The 18,077-nt window shown below is 68.4% G+C and carries 16 protein-coding genes and 2 riboswitches; of the genes, 7 read left to right on the top strand and 9 right to left on the bottom strand.

The genetic code is table 11. The features are described from left to right. Window positions 1-2 precede the first annotated feature (2 nt). Complete coding sequence (cobW, locus tag H3O04_RS18000; protein WP_202588173.1) at window positions 3-1,091, bottom strand: cobalamin biosynthesis protein CobW; 1,089 nt, start codon at window positions 1,089-1,091, stop codon at window positions 3-5. A 327-nt stretch (window positions 1,092-1,418) separates the two neighbouring features. Beyond that, window positions 1,419-1,684, bottom strand: a riboswitch (cobalamin riboswitch). A gap of 149 nt (window positions 1,685-1,833) precedes the next feature. Here cobW and H3O04_RS17995 point away from each other — a divergent pair. The 5 genes from H3O04_RS17995 to H3O04_RS17975 all read left to right on the top strand — a co-directional run bounded on the left by H3O04_RS17995 (window position 1,834) and on the right by H3O04_RS17975 (window position 7,515). Continuing rightward, window positions 1,834-3,972, top strand: a complete 2,139-nt coding sequence (locus H3O04_RS17995) for a TonB-dependent receptor (RefSeq protein WP_124478106.1) — start codon at window positions 1,834-1,836, stop codon at window positions 3,970-3,972. A gap of 68 nt (window positions 3,973-4,040) precedes the next feature. After that, window positions 4,041-4,277, top strand: a riboswitch (cobalamin riboswitch). A gap of 110 nt (window positions 4,278-4,387) precedes the next feature. Continuing rightward, on the top strand, window positions 4,388-5,197 hold the full coding sequence (gene cobA / locus H3O04_RS17990; protein WP_202588172.1) for a uroporphyrinogen-III C-methyltransferase: 810 nt from the start codon (window positions 4,388-4,390) through the stop codon (window positions 5,195-5,197). Beyond that, entirely contained in the window at window positions 5,194-5,571 is a 378-nt protein-coding gene (locus tag H3O04_RS17985; RefSeq protein WP_202588171.1) for a cobalamin biosynthesis protein, read from the top strand. The genes cobA and H3O04_RS17985 overlap by 4 nt, the downstream gene beginning before the upstream one ends. A gap of 34 nt (window positions 5,572-5,605) precedes the next feature. Beyond that, complete coding sequence (gene cobO / locus H3O04_RS17980) at window positions 5,606-6,208, top strand: cob(I)yrinic acid a,c-diamide adenosyltransferase (protein ID WP_006476035.1); 603 nt, start codon at window positions 5,606-5,608, stop codon at window positions 6,206-6,208. Between the two features lie 2 nt (window positions 6,209-6,210). Next, the gene (locus H3O04_RS17975; RefSeq protein ID WP_202588170.1) at window positions 6,211-7,515 is read left to right on the top strand and encodes a cobyrinate a,c-diamide synthase; all 1,305 of its coding nucleotides are present in this window, start codon (window positions 6,211-6,213) and stop codon (window positions 7,513-7,515) included. A gap of 90 nt (window positions 7,516-7,605) precedes the next feature. On the opposite strand, the gene H3O04_RS17970 is transcribed toward H3O04_RS17975, so the two are convergent. From H3O04_RS17970 to H3O04_RS17960, 3 genes are all read right to left on the bottom strand, one after another. After that, window positions 7,606-7,905, bottom strand: a complete 300-nt coding sequence (locus tag H3O04_RS17970; protein ID WP_021033200.1) for a type II toxin-antitoxin system RelE/ParE family toxin — start codon at window positions 7,903-7,905, stop codon at window positions 7,606-7,608. Beyond that, window positions 7,895-8,140, bottom strand: coding sequence for a type II toxin-antitoxin system ParD family antitoxin (locus tag H3O04_RS17965; protein ID WP_006476037.1), 246 nt, complete (start codon window positions 8,138-8,140; stop codon window positions 7,895-7,897). Before H3O04_RS17965 ends, H3O04_RS17970 begins: the two co-directional genes overlap by 11 nt. Before the next feature lie 114 nt (window positions 8,141-8,254). Next, entirely contained in the window at window positions 8,255-9,418 is a 1,164-nt protein-coding gene (locus tag H3O04_RS17960) for a M20 aminoacylase family protein (protein ID WP_202588169.1), read from the bottom strand. Between the two features lie 352 nt (window positions 9,419-9,770). Between H3O04_RS17960 and H3O04_RS17955 the strand changes: the two genes are divergently transcribed. Both H3O04_RS17955 and H3O04_RS17950 read left to right on the top strand, forming a co-directional pair. Continuing rightward, the gene (locus H3O04_RS17955; protein WP_034174138.1) at window positions 9,771-10,841 is read left to right on the top strand and encodes a type IV toxin-antitoxin system AbiEi family antitoxin; all 1,071 of its coding nucleotides are present in this window, start codon (window positions 9,771-9,773) and stop codon (window positions 10,839-10,841) included. Further along, window positions 10,810-11,715, top strand: a complete 906-nt coding sequence (locus H3O04_RS17950; protein ID WP_202588168.1) for a nucleotidyl transferase AbiEii/AbiGii toxin family protein — start codon at window positions 10,810-10,812, stop codon at window positions 11,713-11,715. Before H3O04_RS17955 ends, H3O04_RS17950 begins: the two co-directional genes overlap by 32 nt. A gap of 129 nt (window positions 11,716-11,844) precedes the next feature. Here the strand turns inward: H3O04_RS17950 and H3O04_RS17945 are convergent, their stop codons facing one another. The 5 genes from H3O04_RS17945 to H3O04_RS17925 form a co-directional block, all read right to left on the bottom strand. Continuing rightward, entirely contained in the window at window positions 11,845-12,861 is a 1,017-nt protein-coding gene (locus H3O04_RS17945; RefSeq protein WP_034174139.1) for a GNAT family N-acetyltransferase, read from the bottom strand. After that, entirely contained in the window at window positions 12,861-13,700 is an 840-nt protein-coding gene (locus tag H3O04_RS17940; protein ID WP_006476042.1) for a formyltransferase family protein, read from the bottom strand. Before H3O04_RS17940 ends, H3O04_RS17945 begins: the two co-directional genes overlap by 1 nt. Before the next feature lie 87 nt (window positions 13,701-13,787). Further along, complete coding sequence (locus tag H3O04_RS17935) at window positions 13,788-16,052, bottom strand: TonB-dependent siderophore receptor (RefSeq protein WP_023478129.1); 2,265 nt, start codon at window positions 16,050-16,052, stop codon at window positions 13,788-13,790. Window positions 16,053-16,074: 22 nt separating this feature from the next. Further along, window positions 16,075-17,451: a lysine N(6)-hydroxylase/L-ornithine N(5)-oxygenase family protein gene (locus H3O04_RS17930; protein WP_202588167.1), complete on the bottom strand. Its 1,377-nt coding sequence runs from the start codon at window positions 17,449-17,451 to the stop codon at window positions 16,075-16,077. Window positions 17,452-17,483: 32 nt separating this feature from the next. Next, on the bottom strand, window positions 17,484-18,077 hold a 594-nt coding region (locus H3O04_RS17925), incomplete at its 5' end, for a GNAT family N-acetyltransferase (protein ID WP_202588166.1).

The following is an 18,077-nucleotide window of genomic DNA, read 5'->3' as shown; positions in this document are numbered from 1 at the left end:
CGTTACGCCTGTTGCGGCTCGGCCGCGCACGCGGCGTCGAACGCGCGTTGCAGCGCGGCCGCGTCGAGATCTTCGCCGATCAGCACGAAGCGGCTCGCGCGCGTTTCGCCGTCCTGCCAGCGGCGGTCGAAATAGCTGTCGAAGCGGCGGCCGACACCCTGGATCACGAGCCGCATCGGCGCGCCGGGCAGCGCGGCGAAGCCTTTCGCGCGATAGATCGTGTGCGCTTCGACCACGCACTGCAGCGCGGCGATCGTCGCTTCGCGCGTGCCCGCGTCGCCCGATACCACCACCGAGTCGAAATCGTCGTGATGGTGATCGTGATCGCCGTCGTCGGCCGAGCCGTGATGGTCGTGACGCAGGTGGATCGTTTCCTCCGATGCCGACTCCAGCCCGAGCAGCAGCGCGAGGTCGAGTTCGCCGCGCGTCGCGCGCACGATCTTCACCTGCGGCGGGATCTCGTCGCGGATCGCGGTTTCGATCCGCGCGAACTCGGCGTCACCCACGAGGTCGGCCTTGTTCACGATCACGAGATCGGCGGACGACAGTTGATCGGCGAACAGTTCGTGCAGCGGCGATTCGTGATCGAGGTTCGGATCGGCGCGGCGCTGCGCGTCGACGGCCTGCGGGTTTTCCGCGAACTGGCCGCTCGCGGCGGCCGGCCCGTCGACGACGGTCACGACCGCGTCGACCGTGAAGCTGTTGCGGATCGTCGGCCAGTTGAACGCCTGCACGAGCGGCTTCGGCAGCGCGAGGCCCGACGTCTCGATCAGCACGTGGTCGATGTCCGCGCGGCGCTCGACGAGCGCCTCCATCACCGGATAGAACTCTTCCTGCACGGTGCAGCACAGGCAGCCGTTCGCGAGTTCGTACAGTTGGCCCGATGCTTCGCCCTGCGCGCCGTCGGCATCGTCGCAACCGATGCCGCAGCCCTTGAGGATTTCGCCGTCGATGCCGAGCTCGCCGAATTCGTTGACGATCACCGCGATGCGGCGGCCTTCGGCGTGCTGCAGGATGTGGCGCATCAGCGTCGTCTTGCCGCTGCCGAGAAAGCCCGTGACGATCGTGACGGGAAGCTTGCGTAGGGTCATGGTAGGTCCGGTGTCGAAGAGGAAATCAGGACGGGATCGTCGCGTCGGTGGCGGCGCGGCAATTCAGCGGGCGGTACGCGGGAAGCTCGCCGCGTGATCCGCGCGGACTGCCGCACGGCGGGCGGAACAACGAATCGGACATGGTGCTCCCTTGCGAACGGTCGACATCGTGAATGCCAACACGGCTGCGGCGTGCCCCGCCCGTGCCGCGCCGTTCGCCGTGCCGGCCCGGGCGCGTTCGCGCGGAGGCAGATCGGAGGAGACAGCAGGAAACACCGGGCGTCGGGCCGGCTGCGGCCGTGGACGATGCGCCGCCTCCCCGCGGCGCTGAACCCCAACGTTTAGGCCGGTATCCGGGCTGACGAACACGCCGCTTCGCCTTCCCGGATACGCGCGGCATCCAGTGGCGGTCGTCCGCATGCGCGTGGCATGCGGCGAAGCGGCGGTGCGTGGCGCTTGCGCGCGACGCGTTCGCTTACCGTTGCGGGGGCAGCACAGGTTGGCTCGACTGCGGCGCAGGCGGGCTCCCTGTTTCCCGTTTAACTGCGCACGCCGGAGCGGCGCGCGCGAGCACCAAAACGCGTGCGAGTGTAGGCGGCAGGGCCGGGAGCGTCAAGGCGAGCGGCCGGCGATGAGCGCGAATGATTGTCGTTTTCAACTACACAAGATAAAATTCACCCAACAACACAAACCACCGCGCAACGGCCATGTGAGGCAATCACTCAGTCATCCTCAAATTTCCATGTCGAAACGACAGATATCCGGGCGGCGCTTTCCTGTGCTGGCCCTGTCGCTGTGCTCGATCGCCGGCGTTGCCTCCTTCCCTGCCCCGGCGGCCGAGTTCGACGACGAACTGCCCGCGGTCGAAGTACGCAGCCGCCGTCATCCGAACGATCCGCGCGTCGAGAGCGTGAGTACGGCGACGCGCACCGCGAGCGATCCGCGCGACGTACCGCAAACCATCGACAGCGTCCCGGTAGAGGAAACGCTGTCCTATGGCGGCCGCACGCTGGCCGACGCGCTGGCCGGCGTGCCCGGTGTGTCCAATACGTCGGACACGCGCTTCGATGCGTTCCGCATTCGCGGCTTTTCCGCCGCGGGCGACCTGCTGCTCGACGGCATGCGCGACGATGCGCAATACGTGCGCAGTCTCGGCAACATCGAACGCGTCGAAGTGCTGAAGGGGCCGGCTGCCGCGCTGTACGGGCGCGGCAGCGGCGGCGGCGTCATCAACCGGATCACCAAGCAGCCGTTGCCGGAAAACTTCGGGCATGTGTCGGCAGCGACCGGCAGCTATGGACGGCTCGGCGCGTCGGTCGATCTCAACCGCATGCTGTCGAGCGCATGGAGCGTGCGGTTCAATGCCGGACGCGAACACGCAGGCAGCTTCCGCGACCACGTCGACGGCACGCGCCAGTACGTCGCGCCGTCAATCAAATGGCGGGACGCGCGGCGAAGCTGGCTGCTGCAGTTCGAATACGACGCGTACCGGCGCGTGCCCGATCGCGGCATGCCGGCGCCGGTCGCCGCGGTCGACGCGGCCGGCAAGCCGTTCGCGTTCTCGCTGCCGTCCGCGCCACGCGCGACCTTCTTCGGCGCGGCGGGCCGCGACACGATCCGCGACGAGAACATGAACTGGCGCTCGGTCTTCACGCACGCGCTCGACGGCGACTGGGAATTGCGCCATACGCTCGGGGTGCTGAATTTACGCAGCACCTTCGACAATACCTACGTCACGCAAAGCTACGTCGCGAAGCCGCGCGACTACCGGCGCGTGCAGCGGGCGCGCTACCTGCAGGACATGACGCATCTCAACGTGCAGACCGGTGTCGAACTGGGCGGCAAGGTCGCGACCGGTCCGGCGCTGCATCACCTGCTGTTCGGCATCGAATACGGCTGGCAGAAGCGCACGCCGACGCTCTGGCAGGCCGACGCGGCGCCGATTCCGGTGACCGGGCCGGATCGCTTCGCCCTGGTCGGCTCGACGCCGCGCCCGTACGCGATGAACCGCCACCGCGTCAGCGACTACGCGATCTTCGCGCAGGATCGCGTCGACCTCGGGCGAGCGTGGAAACTCCTCGGCGGCCTGCGCGGGGAACGTTTCGACGTCGATTCGACCAACGCGCTGAACGGCCTGCATGCACGGCGCACGACGGCGGCATGGAGCCCGCGGCTCGGCGTCGTGTGGTCGCCGGTCGGCGCGCACAGCCTGTATGCGTCGTACAGCAAGAACTTCGCGCCGGTCGGTGGCGACCTGATCGGCATCACGCCCGATGCGCGCGGCAACGCCAACGATCTCGGCCCGCAATACACGCGCCAATACGAGATCGGCGTGAAAAGCGACTGGCGCGACGGCGCGCTGAGCACGACGCTCGCGCTGTTTCAGCTCGACCTGTACAACCGCCGCATCGCCGATCCGGTTCGCCCGGGCTTTTTCGACCTCACCGGCCTCGAGCGCAATCGCGGCCTGGAACTGGGCGTCGCCGGCCGGCTCGCGGGCAACTGGTTCGTCCGCGGCGGCATCGGCTGGCAACATGCGCGGGTGGTCGACGCCGAACCGAAGTACGCGGGCAAGCGCTCGGCGGGCGTGTCGGCGTCGAACGGCAGCCTGTTCGTCAGCCATGCGCCGCTACGCGGTTTTTTCGCGGAACTCGGGGTGGTGTACGAAGGCGCGCGTTACGCCGATCGCGACAATCTGCTCGAACTGCCCGCGTACGTTCGCTGGGACGGCAAGGCCGGCTATCGCACGCGCGACTTCGAGGTGACGCTGGCGGCCGTCAATCTCACCGATCGCGACTATTACGCGAATGCGACGGGCCTCGCGCAGATCATGCCCGGTACGCCACGCACGTTCACGCTGACGGCGGCATACAAGTTCTGACCTCGCGGGTAGCGCCGACACCCCGCGCAGCCGGCCCGCCGGGCGGCTTGCGGGTTGCACGCCTGTGCTATCGTATGCGCCGCGTTCGGTGCTCGCATGCGCATTCCGCGCATGCAGTTAAACGGGAAACAGGAGGCGGATCGCCGCCCGGCCTGTGCTGTCCCCGCAACGGTACGCCGCCCGCGCAACGCACTTCCCTGCGCTGCGCCCAGGCCGCCCGCGATGCCACTGCCCTTCGACCGGGCGGGAAGGCTGCGGCCTGGCAAGCGGCCAGCCCGGATACCGGCCGACGCAAGGGGCGAGCGCGCTGCTCGCCGAACGCCCGATCCGCGGGGGACGGATGGGGTGCGCATTCCACCCGCGCTCGCGCGGGTTTCGCCCGATCCGCCATGCACTGCCTGTCCGCCGGCCGCCGATGTGCCGCCCGCCTTCCCTGTTCCACTGTTTCGACACGGTGCGCGCCGTGCCGCGCACGATGAGCCGCGCCTGGCTCGTCGGCGCCGGCCCCGGCGACGCCGACCTGTTGACCCTCAGGGCCGTGCGCGCGATCGGCACGGCCGACGTGCTGCTCGTCGACGATCTCGTGAACCCCGACGTGCTGCGCCATGCACGCGCCGATGCGCTGATCGAGCACGTCGGCAAGCGTGGCGGCCATGCGTCGACGCCGCAGGAGGCGATCGTCGCCGCGATGCTCGCGCACCTGCGCGCGGGCCGCAGCGTCGCGCGGCTCAAGGGCGGCGATCCGTTCGTGTTCGGCCGCGGCGGCGAGGAGCTGGTCGCGCTCGGCGCGGCGGGCTTTCCGGTGGAAGTCGTCAACGGCATCACTGCGGGCATCGCCGCGCCGGCCGCGCTCGGCATCCCGGTCACGCACCGCGGCGACGCGCAGGGCGTGATCTTCGTCACGGGCCACGGCGCGGGGGCCGACGAGCCGGACTGGCGCGCGCTCGCGGCCACCCGCATGACGATCGTGATCTACATGGGCATCCGCCGGCTCGACGCGATTGCCGCGGCGCTGCGCGATGGCGGCCTGCCCGACGACACGCCGTGCGCGGCAATCGAGAACGCCACGCGAGCCGAACAGCGCCACGTACTCGCGACGCTCGATACGCTCGTCGCGCGCGTCGGCGAGGCCCATATCGGTTCGCCGGCGATCGTCGTGATCGGCCGCGTCGCGGCGCTCGCCGACGATCCGGCGGTGCGCGCGGCGCTCGGCGGCCACGCATGATGCGCGTCGCGCTCGGTGTCGGCTTCCGCGCGGGCGTCACGGCCGCGCAACTCGATGCCGCGATCCGCGCCGCGCTCGCGCGCTACCCGGCCGCCGAACCGGCGCTCGTCGCGACGCTCGCCGACAAGGCATGCGCCCGTGCGCTGCGCACGCTATGCGCGCGCCGTGGCTGGCCGCTCGTCGCGTTCGAGGCGGCGCAACTCGCGAGCCGTCCGGAACTGGCCGCAAGCGGCCCGTCCGACGCCGCGCTGGCCCGCTTCGGCGTCGCGGGCGTGGCCGAGCCATGCGCGCAACTCGCCGCGCCGCACGGTCGGCTGCTCGGCGCCAAATCCATCCTGGGCGGCGTGACGGTCGCGCTCGCCGGCCCGCTCTGAACCCAATGTTTCGCTTTCGACAGGACGATTCCCGATGAAGACCGATTCCGAATCCCATCAGCGGATGGCCGAACGCCGCCGCGCCGGCCACGAGAAGAAGCAGGCCGCGGCCACTCAGGAAAAAGGCCTGCTGATCGTCCATACCGGCAACGGCAAGGGCAAGAGCACGGCCGCGTTCGGGATGGCCGTGCGCGTGCTCGGCCACGGCATGCGGCTCGGTGTCGTGCAGTTCATCAAGGGGGCGCTGCATACGTCCGAGCGCGACTTTCTCGGCGCGGTCGCGGAATGCGATTTCGTGACGATGGGCGACGGCTATACGTGGAACACGCAGAACCGCGACGCCGACATCGCGACCGCGCGCAAGGGCTGGGACGAGGCGCGCCGGATGATCGAAAGCGGCGACTACCGGATGGTGATCCTCGACGAGCTGAACACCGTGCTGAAGTACGAATACCTGCCGCTCGACGAAGTGCTCGCGACGCTCGTCGCGCGTCCGGAGTCGGTGCACGTCGTCGTCACCGGGCGGCATGCGCCCGATGCGCTGATCGATGCGGCCGATCTCGTCACCGAAATGCGGCTCGTCAAGCATCCGTACAAGGAGCAAGGCGTGAAGGCGCAGCGCGGCGTGGAGTTCTGAGCATGCCGGTCTGCCCCGCGCTGTTCGTCAGCGCGCCCGCGTCCGGCCAGGGCAAGACGTCGGTGACGGCCGGCCTCGCGCGGCTGCACCGGCGGCTCGGCCGCCGCGTGCGCGTGTTCAAGACCGGGCCCGATTTTCTCGATCCGATGCTGCTCGAACGCGCGAGCGGCGCACCCGTGCATGCGCTCGACCTCGGGATGGTCGGCGGGGCCGGTTGCCGTGCGCTGCTCGCCGACGCCGCGCGCGACGCGGACCTGATCCTGATCGAAGGCGTGATGGGCTTGTTCGACGGCACACCGAGCAGCGCCGATCTCGCGGTCGCGTTCGGCGTGCCGGTCGTCGCGGTGATTTCGGCGAAGGCGATGGCGCAGACGTTCGCGGCGATCGCGTTCGGGCTCGCGCGGTTTCGGCCGGGGCTGCCGTTTCACGGCGTGCTGGCCAACCGCGTCGGCTCGGCTCGGCACGCGGAGTTGCTGCAACAGGCGTTGCCCGACGACCTGCGCTGGCTCGGCCACGTGCCGGCCGATGCGGGTATCGCGCTGCCGGAACGACATCTCGGCCTGCATCAGCCGGCCGATATCGATGATCTCGACGCGCGGCTCGATCGTGCGGCCGATGTGCTCGCGCAAACCGCGCTCGCCGAATTGCCGCCTGCCGTCGCGTTCGCGGAACCGGACGTTGCGGCGCCGCTGCCGCGCGCGCTCGCCGGCAAGCGGATCGCGGTAGCGCGCGATGCGGCGTTTTCGTTCATCTATCCGGCGAACCTTGTGCTGCTCGATGCGCTCGGTGCGGTGCTGCGGTTCTTCTCGCCGCTTGCCGACGAACCCGTGCCTGACGATTGCGACGCGCTGTTTTTGCCGGGCGGCTATCCGGAACTGCATGCGGCGACGCTGGCCGCGAATGCCGCGACCGCATGGACGATTCGCGCGCACGCGGCGGCCGGCCGGCCGATCGTCGCGGAATGCGGGGGGATGGTGTATCTGTGCGAATCGCTGACCGACGTGGATGGCTCGACGACGCCGATGCTTGGCCTGCTTCGGGGCCATGCGACGATGCAGCGCCGGTTCGCGGCGCTCGGCATGCAGCAGTTCGATACGCGCACCGGGCCGATGCGCGGGCATACGTTTCATTATTCGCGGCTGGATACGCCGCTGGTGCCGGTCGCGACCGCCGCCCGCCCCGATGGCGAGGCCGGCAGCGGCGAAGCCGTCTATCGCAGCGGCGCGATCGTCGCGACGTACATGCACATGTACTGGCCGTCGAATCCGGATGCGGTCGTGGCTTTGTTCGGTGGGGAAGCGTTCTAGACTGATCGGTGCCGTGTCTGCGTCGACTTGGCGCAATGCTATCGGTATCGAGCAGCGCTTTGCAGCGATTACGGCATCCGACGTGCGAGGCTACAGATGTCGTTCGATGTCCATCCGTTGATGCAGGACACGGATGACGTCGATGGTTTCATCCGTTTCGCGATAGAACACAACGTGAGAGCCAGCGGGGTAGCGAAAATATCCGTCGCGAACAACGCAAATCCGCCCCGCTTTTTTACCGCGCGCCAGCGCTTCCATGGTGCCAATCAGATCGCGGTAATAGTGCTCTGCCTGCTCAGGCGACCAATGCTCGGCGGTATAGCGCCAAATGTCTTCAAGATCGCATTCAGCCAACGGGGTCAGCCGAAGTTGTCTGCCTTTAACCGCCATGCGTGGCCCGCATGCGGGCCAGGAAGGCCTCGCTGTCGAAGGGCTTGGGCGTCCCCGACCCTTCACCCGCCTTCAATGCTTCCTGCAATGCACGCATTTGCGTTTCGTGTGATTCGAGGAGCCGCAACCCGGCTCGCACGACGTCACTTGCGGAACCATATCGTCCCGATCGCACCTGCGCATCGACAAATGCTGCAAAGTGATCGCCAAGGGAAACGGATGTGTTTCGCGACATGAGTCACCTCCTTTAGATGCGGCCATCATATACCAATTTTTGGTACATTTCTCATTCCGCTCCTCCAAAGCGGGGCCGATAGTCGGCCCGGTGCCGCATGTCTCGCGTCCTCAGTCACAGCAAAAACGCCTCGGCCAACTTCACCCAATACGACGCACCGGTCGGCAACGCCGCATCGTTGAAGTCATAGCCGGGGTTATGCACCATGCAGCCGCCCTCCCCGTCGCCGTTGCCGATGATCAAGTAGCACCCCGGCCGCTTCTCGAGCAGGAACGCGAAATCCTCGCTGCCGGTGAGCGGCACCATGCCGTCGATCAGATTCGCTTCGCCGACCCATTCACGCGCCACGCCGCGCGCGAACGCCGTCATCTCCGCATCGTTCACGAGCACCGGATAGCGGCGCTGGTAGTCGATCGTCGCGGTCGCGCCGTACACGGCCGCCTGCGCATGCACGACCTCCTTGATGCGCGTTTCGAGCAGGTCGCGCACGTCGGGCTTCAGCGCGCGCACCGACAGGCGCATCTGCGCGCGATCGGGAATCACGTTCGGCGCCTCGCCCGCGTGAATCGCGCCGACCGTGACGATCGCCATGTCGAGCGGCGACACGTTGCGCGACACGATGGTCTGCAGCGCCAGCACGATCTGCGCGCACACGACGACCGGATCGATCGCCCGGTGCGGCACCGCGCCGTGGCCGCCGCGACCCTGCACGTCGATGACGACGGTATCCGACGACGCCATGAACGAGCCCGGCAGGAAACCGAATTTGCCGGTCGGGAAGCCCGGCATGTTGTGCATCGCGAAGATCGCGTCACACGGAAATTGCTCGAACAGCCCTTCGTCGAGCATCTTCTTCGCGCCGCCGAGCCCTTCCTCGGCCGGCTGGAAAATCAGGTTCAGCGTGCCCGAGAAGCGGCGTTCGCGCGCGAGGTGCTTCGCGGCCGCGAGCAGCATCGCCGTGTGGCCGTCGTGGCCGCACGCGTGCATCTTGCCCGCGATCGTGCTCTGGTACGGCAGCCCCGTCGCTTCGTGGATCGGCAGCGCGTCCATGTCGGCGCGCAGACCGAGGCGCCGCTTGCCGTCGCCCACTTTCAGCTGGGCGACGACGCCAGTGCCGCCGAGCCCGCGATGCACGGTGTAGCCCCACGACAGCAACTGCTCCGCGACGAGATCGCTCGTCGCGAATTCCTCGAAACCCAGTTCGGGATGGGCGTGGATGCGGTGCCGGATCTCGATCATTTCGTCGGCGAGGCCTGCGGGGATCACGCTGTGCGTCACGGTGTCGTCTCCTGTGTGCTGTGAGTGTGCGGGCAAGGATAGTCCGACGAACGGCAACCGAATAGACAGAAAGTCGTCACGATGGCAACTGGCGATTGCCAGCCGATCGCACGGCGCGAGGCGAAGCGCGGCTGCCGGGAGGGCTATCCCGTCCGGACGACTGCCGCTGGCGAGCGGCACGCCCGACACTGTGTGTTAAGGCTCGATTTTCACGTGGAGGTTATCGTTGGCGTCAGCTCAAAATTCCGGAATAATTCCTTTTTATCAAAGGGTTGATAGCATTTGTTCATTTTTTGACGGTTGTACATTTTTTGTGTACGCTGACAAAACAGTGAACAATCGATCCTCCGTGATGCCGGCGAACGTCCCCCTCCCCCTATCGGAACAGCACGTGCTCGACGAGGCCTGTGCCGCGTTCGGACGCGCGACCCGGCGCTTCGCTGCGCGGCCCGTGCGTGTGCCGGCGGCGTACCAGGCGCGCGCCGACGCAATGATCCGCTTCGACATCGCCGGGCAGCGCTTCGAGATGCCGGCGGCCGTGAGCGTCGGCGTCGAATCGCTGCAGGCAGCGCTGGCGGCGCTGCGTCGCCGCGGCGGCACGCCGGCGCCGGGCGAGCGGCCACTTATGCTGGTCGCGCCTTATTTTTCCGCCGAACTGGCCGCCCGCCTGATCGAGCACGACATCCCGTTTCTCGATACCGCCGGCAATGCGAGCCTGATCCAGCCGGAGGCCACCCTGATGATCGCCGGCCGGCCGAAACCTGCGCGCACGCCGCGCCGTCAGGCGTCGCGCGCGACCACGCCGAAGGGGCTCGCCGTGATGTTCGCGCTCGCGACGCAGCCGGGCCTCGTCGCGCAGCCGTACCGGGCGATCGCCGCCGCGTCGGGCGTCGCGCTCGGCACGGTCAACCTCGCGATGGACGACCTGATCGCGCGCGGCCTCGTCGCGCAGCGGCGCAACGGCGAACGGCTGATGCCCGACTGGCCGCGCTTCCTGCAGGAATGGGTCGCGCTGTACCCGAGCCGCCTGCGCGCGAAACTGCCGGCCCGGCGGTTTGCCGCGATCGCACCCGACTGGTGGCGCGGCTTCGATTTCGCCGCGTTCGATGCGCGGCTCGGCGGCGAAGCGGCGGCCGATCTGCTCACGCACGACCTGAAGCCGGCAGCGATCACCGTCTATACGCACGGCGCCATGTCGAATCGCCTGCTGCTGCAAGCCCGCCTGCGCCCGGACGAGCATGGCGACGTCGAGCTGCTCGAAGCGTTCTGGCCGCCGTCGCCGGCGCTCGACTGGCGCGAGCAGGATGTGCCGCTCGTGCCGCCGCTGTTGGTCTACGCGGATCTCGTCTCGTCCGGAGACAGCCGCAATCTTGCCGCCGCCGAACACATCCATGACCGATACCTCGCCCAGCCTCCCGCTTGAAATCGACGCGCGCCGGCCGCTCGAGCCGGCGGCGGTCGCGTTGCTGCAGGCGGTCGGCGCGGCCTGCGCGCGGCTCGACGCGGCATTCGTCGTGGCCGGCGCGACCGCGCGCGACATCCTGATGTGGCATGTCCACGGCATCCGTCCGGTGCGTGCGACGCGGGACGTCGACGTCGCTGTGTGCGCGGTCAACTGGCCGTTTCACGAGCGGCTCGTCGATGCGCTCGTCGCGACCGGGCAATTCGCCCGCGCGCCGAAGCATCGGCAGAAACTGCTGTTCGACAGCGGCTCGCCGGGGTTTCGCACCGAACTCGATCTGGTGCCGTTCGGGCCGCTCGAAACGCCGCCCGGCGAAATCGCATGGCCGCCGGGCGGCGACTTCGTGCTGAACGTCCTGGGGTTTCAGGAGGCGGTCGATACGGCGCTCGCCGTGTCGATCGGCGCCGGCATCACGGTGCCGGTGGCGAGCCTGCCGGCGCTCGCGCTGCTGAAGCTGCTCGCGTGGAAGGACCGGCGCGCGCGCCAGAACAGCGACGCATACGACCTGCTGTTCCTGCTCACGCATTTTCACGATGCGGGCAATCGCGAGCGCATCTGGGACGTTGCGCCCGACCTGATCGAACAACATGGCTTCCAGCCGGAGCTGGCGGCAGCGGCGCTGCTCGCACGCGACGCGAAGCAGATTGCGTCACCGCACACGCACGATGCGATCCGCGCACTGCTATCCGACGACGCGACTTACGCGATGCTCGGGCAGGATCTGCAGGCCCGCGCGTTCGCGCTGTTGCCCGGGGAATTCAACGACGACGCGGACCGGTATCTCGATGCGTTCCGCGGCGGCTTCCTCGCGGGTCCGCTCGTCCATCGGGCGTGACATCAGCCAGTCACGCCGTTTTCACCGTCCTGCCCGGGTCGGCTCGACGAGGAAGCTGGAATCGGCGAGCGGCTCGTTTGCAAAGGACAGCCACGTCAGCCGCACCGGCGCCGCGCACCCCCACCCCCGTCACGGCAACCGGAAAGTGTCAAAGAACGTATCGCGCTCGATCACCGTGAGCGCCGCGCGCTTGTGCGGGAAATCGAATTCCTTCAGCGTGTAGAAGCCAAGCCGGTGCATGTACGCGATGTGCCGCACGTGATCAACGCGCGGCTCGCCGACGAGCCGCTGCGTGCGCGGTTCGTCGACGAACATGTAGTGCAGCACCCCGCTCCACCACGCATGCAGCTTGCCGGCGCTCTGGAACCGCGAGTCGCCGATCAGCAGGTGCAGCCCGCGATCGTAGTCGTGCGCGTCGTAGAACGGCGCGAGGCGATCCTCCTTCGCCCAGTAGAACTCGAAATAGCCGAACGGCGTGTCGTCGAAATAGCCGATCATCGGGTGCATGTGCGGATCGGCCAGCCGTTCGGCCAGATACGCCGCGTGCTCGTCGCGCGTGCCGCGCTGATCCCAGAAATGCGCGACGCGGTCGAGGTTCATCCAGCCGCTGAAGAGATCCGCGTGTGCGTCGATGTCGACGGTGCGCAGGCTGAACGTCATCCCGACCTGCGGCATATGGCGCGCATAGATCTCGCCGGCCGGCGACGGCGGCCGTACCGGATGCCGATGGCCGTTCGTGATCGCGTAGCGCAGCGGCATCCCGCCCGATGCGCTCGCCTTCAGCCACGGCCGCGGGTTCTGCCAGAACGTCGTGCGCGACACGGTGAGCCGCAGCGTATCGCCCGCGACCTGCGCGCCGTCGATCACGCCTTCACGCACCGCACGCGCGACGTACGACGCCACGGCCGCCGCATCGGCGCCGCCGCGCGGCACCGTGATCGTCGCCGCGTCGTGCCGCGTGTCGGTGTTGAACAGCGCGACGAACGTCGCGAGCAGCGCGTCCGGCGCGTCGTCGGGCCGCCAGGCATCGAGCGCATGCTCGACGACGGCCGCCGCTTGCCCGTGCGCGGCGCCATCGAGCGCCGCGGCCACTTCACCTTCGACAGCGTCGGCGACGCCGGCCGGTTTCGTCAGCGTGTCTTGCATCACAATGCTCCCGCGTCGTGGCGGTCGGCGAGGACGTGCAGCCCACGCTCGAGCGCCGGAAACAGGCTGCGCTGGAAATTGTTCCAGCGCAGTTCGAGAATCGTGTCGTCCGGCGCGATCGGCGTGTCGAGCACGTCGCAGATCACCTCGCCGGAATCGATACCGTTGTCGACGTAGTGGAACGACGCTCCCGTCATCGTCACGGGTTCGATCGACGACGTCGCGCCGGTGACCCAGTCGACCCGCTCGCCGCGCGCGCCGTGCAGCGCGTCGAGGGTCGCCCACGCGCCGCGCCGCTGATACGGCGAGTCGTCGGCCGTAATGCCCGGATGGATGTTCGCGATGCGCCGATGAAAACGCGCGCCCGGCCGCACGAGTTCGTCGAGGATCACGAGCAGCCCGTCGAGCACGACGAGGTCGGCATCGAGTTCGAGCAGGCGCTCGAGCAGGCGCCGCTCGAATGCCTGTTTGCCGGCCACGCGCTCACGCGCGTCGCGCGGCAGCCGCCGGTACGTCGACGGGATCGAACAGAACAGCGCGTCGACCGGCCGGCCTTGCACCGTCAGGCCTTCCGGCAAAATCCACGGGCGGCCCGGCGTGCGCGCGAACCCGTAATCGGCGACTTTCGCGCGGTCGGCGGGCGAGCCTTCGTCGTCGTCGACGATCACGCCCTGGAGCGTATAGCGTTCGCCGAGCGGCGAATCGTTCAGGCGCTCGACGAGGAATTCGAGCGGCGCCTTCATGTAGCGCGTGCCGCCACGATAAGCGACCGGCTGGCCGGCACGATCAGCGGCGCCGTTGCGCAGCGACTGGATGTAGACGAGATTTTTCTTCGGCATGGAGGCGTCGTGGAAAAAGCGGACGAAGGCGCCGCGGCCGGCCCGCGCCGGCCATGAAGGCCGGCCGGCGAGCCGCGGCGCGCGACGTCACCAGTTGTATTTCGCGGTCGCGATCACGGTGCGGTCGGTCCCGAAAATGCACACGTTGTTCGACTGGCAGCCGCTGATGTAATGGCGGTTGAACAGGTTCGTCCCGTTCACGGCGAAGCGCCAGTTACGCGTGTCGTAATGCAGGCCCGCGTCGAACAGCGTGACGCTCGATACCGTCAGCGAGTTGTCGGCCGCACCGGCCGACGCGCTCTGGTAGCGAATGCCGCCGCCGAGGCCGAAGCCGGCGAGCGGCCCCGTGTACCACGTCCAGTCGGTCCACAGCGACGCCATCTGGCGCGGCCGCGGAATGTCGACCGGCCAGTTGTTCAGCGAGACGTCGTTGGCCTGCACGTTCTTCACGTCCTGATAGACGTACGACGCGATCACCGACAGGTTTCGCGTGACCTTGCCGGTCGCGCTCAGCTCGATCCCGCGCGAGCGCACTTCGCCCGTCTGCACCGACTTCGTGCCGGTCGGGTCCTGGCTCGGCAGCGCCGACGTGAGCACGTTGGTCTGGTTGATCTGGTAGATCGCCGCGTTCAGCATCAGGTTCTTGCCGGGCGGCTGCCAGCGCAGGCCGGCTTCGATCTGCTTGCCGCGCGTCGGCTGCGGCAGCCCGCCGCCGACCAGGTTCACGCCGATCAGCGGATTGAACGACGTCGCGTAGCTGACGTACGGCGACAGCCCGTAGTCGCCCTGGTACGTGAGGCCGACGCGGCCGGTGAACGCCGTGACGTCGGCCTTCGTCGACGTACCGGCCGCGCGGTCGTCCATCCGCATGTTGACCCAGTCCTCGCGGCCGCCGAGCGTCAGCGTCCAGCGGTTCCACTTGATCTGATCCTGCGCGTACAGGCCGAACGTGTTCATCGTCGTGTACGTGTTGGTGCGGAACGTCGCGTCGGGCGTGAACACCGCCGTCGTGACGGGCTGGTAGACCGGGTTGTAGATGTTCAGCGGCGGCGCGGCGGCGAGCCATTCGCTGTCGGTCGCGGTCTGGCGGTTGTACTGGAAGCCGAGCAGCAGCGTGTGCTGCAGCGGGCCCGTCGCGAAGCGGCCCTCCAGGTTGTTGTCGATGTCGAAGCGGCTGTAGTTCATCTGGAACACGCCGGCCCAGCGCGACACGTCGGTCGTGCTGCCCTCGACGAAGCCGTTGCCGAACACCGAGCCGTTGTCGAGCGACAGGTGCATCAGCCGCGTGTTCTGGCGGAACGTCCAGGCCGGCGTCAGGTTGCGCTCGAACTGGTAACCGACCGACCACTGCTTCTTGCGGTAGTAGTTGAAGTTGCCGTCGCCTTCGTAGACGTCCTTGTTGATCTGGCCGTTCGGGTTCGGCAGCACCGTGCCTTGCGCGGGCAGGAAGTTCGACGAGATGTCGCCCCAGTCCTGCAGGTAGGTCGCGGACAGCGTCAGCGACGTATCCGCGTCGGGGCGCCAGCGGAACGACGGCGCGAGCGCGACGCGCTGGTCGTTGTTCGGGCCCGTCAGCGCGTTGCCGTCGCGCGCGACGCCGACGAACCGGTACGCATACTTGCCGTCCGGGTCGAGCTTGTCGCCGACGTCGATCATGAACTGCTTGCGCGCGTAGTTGCCGATCTGCACGCCCGCTTCGCGCACGCGCTCGCCGTCGGCGAGCTTGGTGTGCACGTCGATGATCGCGCCCGGATCGCCCGCGCCGTACAGCACCGAGGTCGGCCCGCGCAGCACGCTGATGCTGTCGATCATGTACGGATCGACGCGCCAGCTCGCGAGGTTGATCGTGTTCGGCACCTGCAGCCCGTTCACGTAGGCGGTCGGCGTGAAGCCGCGCAGCGCCGCGTACCAGTCGGAGCGGTTGTCCGACCCGTACGACGAGAAGCCCGGCACGTAGCGCAGCGCCGCGTTCACGTCGGTGGCGCCGGTCATCTCGATCTGCTGCGCGGTGACGACGTTGATCGTCTGCGGGATCTCGTTGAGCGGCGTGTCGGTCTTGGTGCCGGTCGTGCTGCGTTTCGCGACGAGCCCGACCGTGCCGTCGCCGGCCGAGGCCGCGTTGACGGTGATCGCCGGCAGCGTGCCGTTTTGCGCGCTGGTCGACGTCGTCGCCGTCGCGCCGGTTTGCGCACTGCTGGCCGACGCCGTGGCGCCCGCGTTCACGGCCGGCGCCGTCTGGGCGTATGCGTGCCCTGCCGCCGCCGTACCGAACGCCACGCTTGCCGCGGCTGCGATCGCACGCAAACGCGTGCCTGTTGCCCACTCCATCTTCTTCTGCTCCACTTTTTTCATGCGGTCTCCGACCGCGCCTTTGTCAAAGAGCGAAAGCCATGCGGCTCGCGCTCACCCCGTCGTTCGGTCGTTTTTCATGCGTGGTCCGGGCCGCGCCTTCGTCATGCGCGGGCGCGATCCCGTCTTCGAGCGACGCGCAGATTTCGTCCGCGCGGCGCGCCAGTACCGACAGCAGCGTGTCGGACAGGCCGTGGCTGTCTTCGCAGCAGCCTTGCAGGTAGATGCGCGGCGCGAAGTGCTCGGGCGTCGCGAGCAGGTAGTCGCGTGTGACGTCGCCGCGCGTGAGCGCATCGCCCAGATGCGGCGCAAGCCCTTCGAGCAGCGCCGAATGCGTGTCACGGCGGTAGCCGGTCGCGAGCACGAGCGCATCGAAGCGCTCGACGCGCGTCGCGCCGCTCATCCGGTCGCGCAACGTCAGCTCGATGCGGCCGTCGGCGGTGCGCACCGCGGCCTCGATCGCGCTGTTCGCGAGCAGCGCATGACGCGGCGTGCCGTCGATGCGCTGCAGGTACAGCATTTCGTAGATCTGCTCGATCAGCGGCCGGTCGACCACCGCATAGTTCGTGTCGCGATAGCGTTCGAGCAGCGCGCGGCGCGCGTCGTGCGGCTGCGCATAGACGACGTCGGTGAATTCGGGGCTGAAGATTTCGTTGACGAACGGGCTGTCGTCGGCCGGCTTCAATGCGCCGGCACGCATCACGAGGTTCGCGTCGACGTGCGGGAAACGGCGTGCGAGGTCGATGAACACTTCGGCCGCGCTCTGCCCCGCGCCGATCACCGCGACACGGCGGCGCTCGCCGTCGGGCGACGCGACGAGCCGGTCGATGTCGGTCAGGTACGACGACGAATGGATCACGCGGTCGCGGCCGAGCGCGGCGAACGCATCGGGAATCGCCGGCGTGCCGCCGACGCCGACCGACAGCGCGCGCGTGACGCGCTGACGCTCGTGGCCGGCCGCATCGCGCGACAGCACGCGCAGCGCGTCGATCCTCGCGCCGTCGCCGCGCACCGGTTCGATCCCCAGCACGGTCTCGCTGTAATGGACGCGATCGTCGAACGCATCGGCCACCCAGCTCAGGTAATCGTGGAATTCGACGCGGGTCGGATAGAAGTTCTTCAGGTTGACGAATTCGTTCAGCCGGCCGCGTTCGAACAGATAGTTGATGAACGTGTAGCGGCTTTTCGGATCGCGCATCGTGACGAGATCCTTCAGAAACGAAATCTGCATCCGGCAGTCGTCGAGCAGCATCCCGCGATGCCAGCCGAATTCCGGCTGACGCTCGATGAAGCAATGGGCGAGCGTGTGCGCGCCGCTGCGCTCCGCGAGGCGCACGGCCAGCGCCAGATTCGACGGCCCGAAGCCGACGCCGATCAGGTCGAATACGGTTTCTCTCTGCATGTCTCAGCTTCCTTGTCGGTGAATCCGGCCCGTCAGACGTGACGGCCGGAGAAGAACGTCTCGCGCAGCGTGCGCATCCACAACGGCTGCGCGTCGGCCAGCGCGAGACGGCGCTGCCGCGCGAAGCCATGCCGCGCGAGATGGTCGGCAACCCGCGTGTGGCCGGCCGGAACGGCACAGCCGACCGCTTCGGTACGCAGGTCGTCGAGAAACAGGTAATGCACGACGGACGGCAGCCAGCCGGCCACGCGATGCGCGCCGCGCCAGCGCGGCTCGCCAACCAGCATCCGCAGCCCGCGGTCGTAGTCGCGCGCCGCGACGTGCGGCCCGAGCGCGTCCTCCTTCAGCCAGAACGCCTCGAAATACGCGAACGGCTCGCCGTCGAAACAGCCGACCAGCGGCGTCACGTGCGGATCGGCTTCCTGCGGGCCTTCCGTGCCGCGTTGGGCGGGCTGCGCGCCCGGCCAGCCGTCGCGCACGCGCGGCTCGTCGAACCAGCGCGCGAGCCGCTCGGTGTCCTCCGCCGGCTGCCAGCCGCGCAACGTGAAGCGCACGCCGAGCGCCGGCAGATCGCGCGCATAGACGTCGCCGCGCGGTGCGGGCGGCCGGCGCGGATGACGCCGGCC

The sequence above is a fragment of the Burkholderia sp. KCJ3K979 genome (assembly GCF_016759955.1).
GTDB classification, from domain to species: Bacteria; Pseudomonadota; Gammaproteobacteria; order Burkholderiales; family Burkholderiaceae; genus Burkholderia; species Burkholderia orbicola.
Note: the sequence above shows the minus strand (reverse complement) of the source record. Positions and strands in the feature narration are given on the sequence as shown.

Coding starts and splice junctions, on each gene's coding strand:
- cobW (WP_202588173.1), bottom strand. CDS start 1,091: ATGACCCTACGCAAGCTTCCCGTCACGATCGTCACGGGCTTTCTCGGC.
- H3O04_RS17985 (WP_202588171.1), top strand. CDS start 5,194: ATGATGCGCGTCGCGCTCGGTGTCGGCTTCCGCGCGGGCGTCACGGCC.
- H3O04_RS17935 (WP_023478129.1), bottom strand. CDS start 16,052: ATGAAAAAAGTGGAGCAGAAGAAGATGGAGTGGGCAACAGGCACGCGT.
- H3O04_RS17940 (WP_006476042.1), bottom strand. CDS start 13,700: ATGCCGAAGAAAAATCTCGTCTACATCCAGTCGCTGCGCAACGGCGCC.
- cobA (WP_202588172.1), top strand. CDS start 4,388: ATGTGCCGCCCGCCTTCCCTGTTCCACTGTTTCGACACGGTGCGCGCC.
- H3O04_RS17970 (WP_021033200.1), bottom strand. CDS start 7,905: ATGGCGGTTAAAGGCAGACAACTTCGGCTGACCCCGTTGGCTGAATGC.
- H3O04_RS17955 (WP_034174138.1), top strand. CDS start 9,771: ATGCCGGCGAACGTCCCCCTCCCCCTATCGGAACAGCACGTGCTCGAC.
- H3O04_RS17945 (WP_034174139.1), bottom strand. CDS start 12,861: ATGCAAGACACGCTGACGAAACCGGCCGGCGTCGCCGACGCTGTCGAA.
- H3O04_RS17930 (WP_202588167.1), bottom strand. CDS start 17,451: ATGCAGAGAGAAACCGTATTCGACCTGATCGGCGTCGGCTTCGGGCCG.
- H3O04_RS17950 (WP_202588168.1), top strand. CDS start 10,810: ATGACCGATACCTCGCCCAGCCTCCCGCTTGAAATCGACGCGCGCCGG.
- H3O04_RS17965 (WP_006476037.1), bottom strand. CDS start 8,140: ATGTCGCGAAACACATCCGTTTCCCTTGGCGATCACTTTGCAGCATTT.
- H3O04_RS17995 (WP_124478106.1), top strand. CDS start 1,834: ATGTCGAAACGACAGATATCCGGGCGGCGCTTTCCTGTGCTGGCCCTG.
- cobO (WP_006476035.1), top strand. CDS start 5,606: ATGAAGACCGATTCCGAATCCCATCAGCGGATGGCCGAACGCCGCCGC.
- H3O04_RS17975 (WP_202588170.1), top strand. CDS start 6,211: ATGCCGGTCTGCCCCGCGCTGTTCGTCAGCGCGCCCGCGTCCGGCCAG.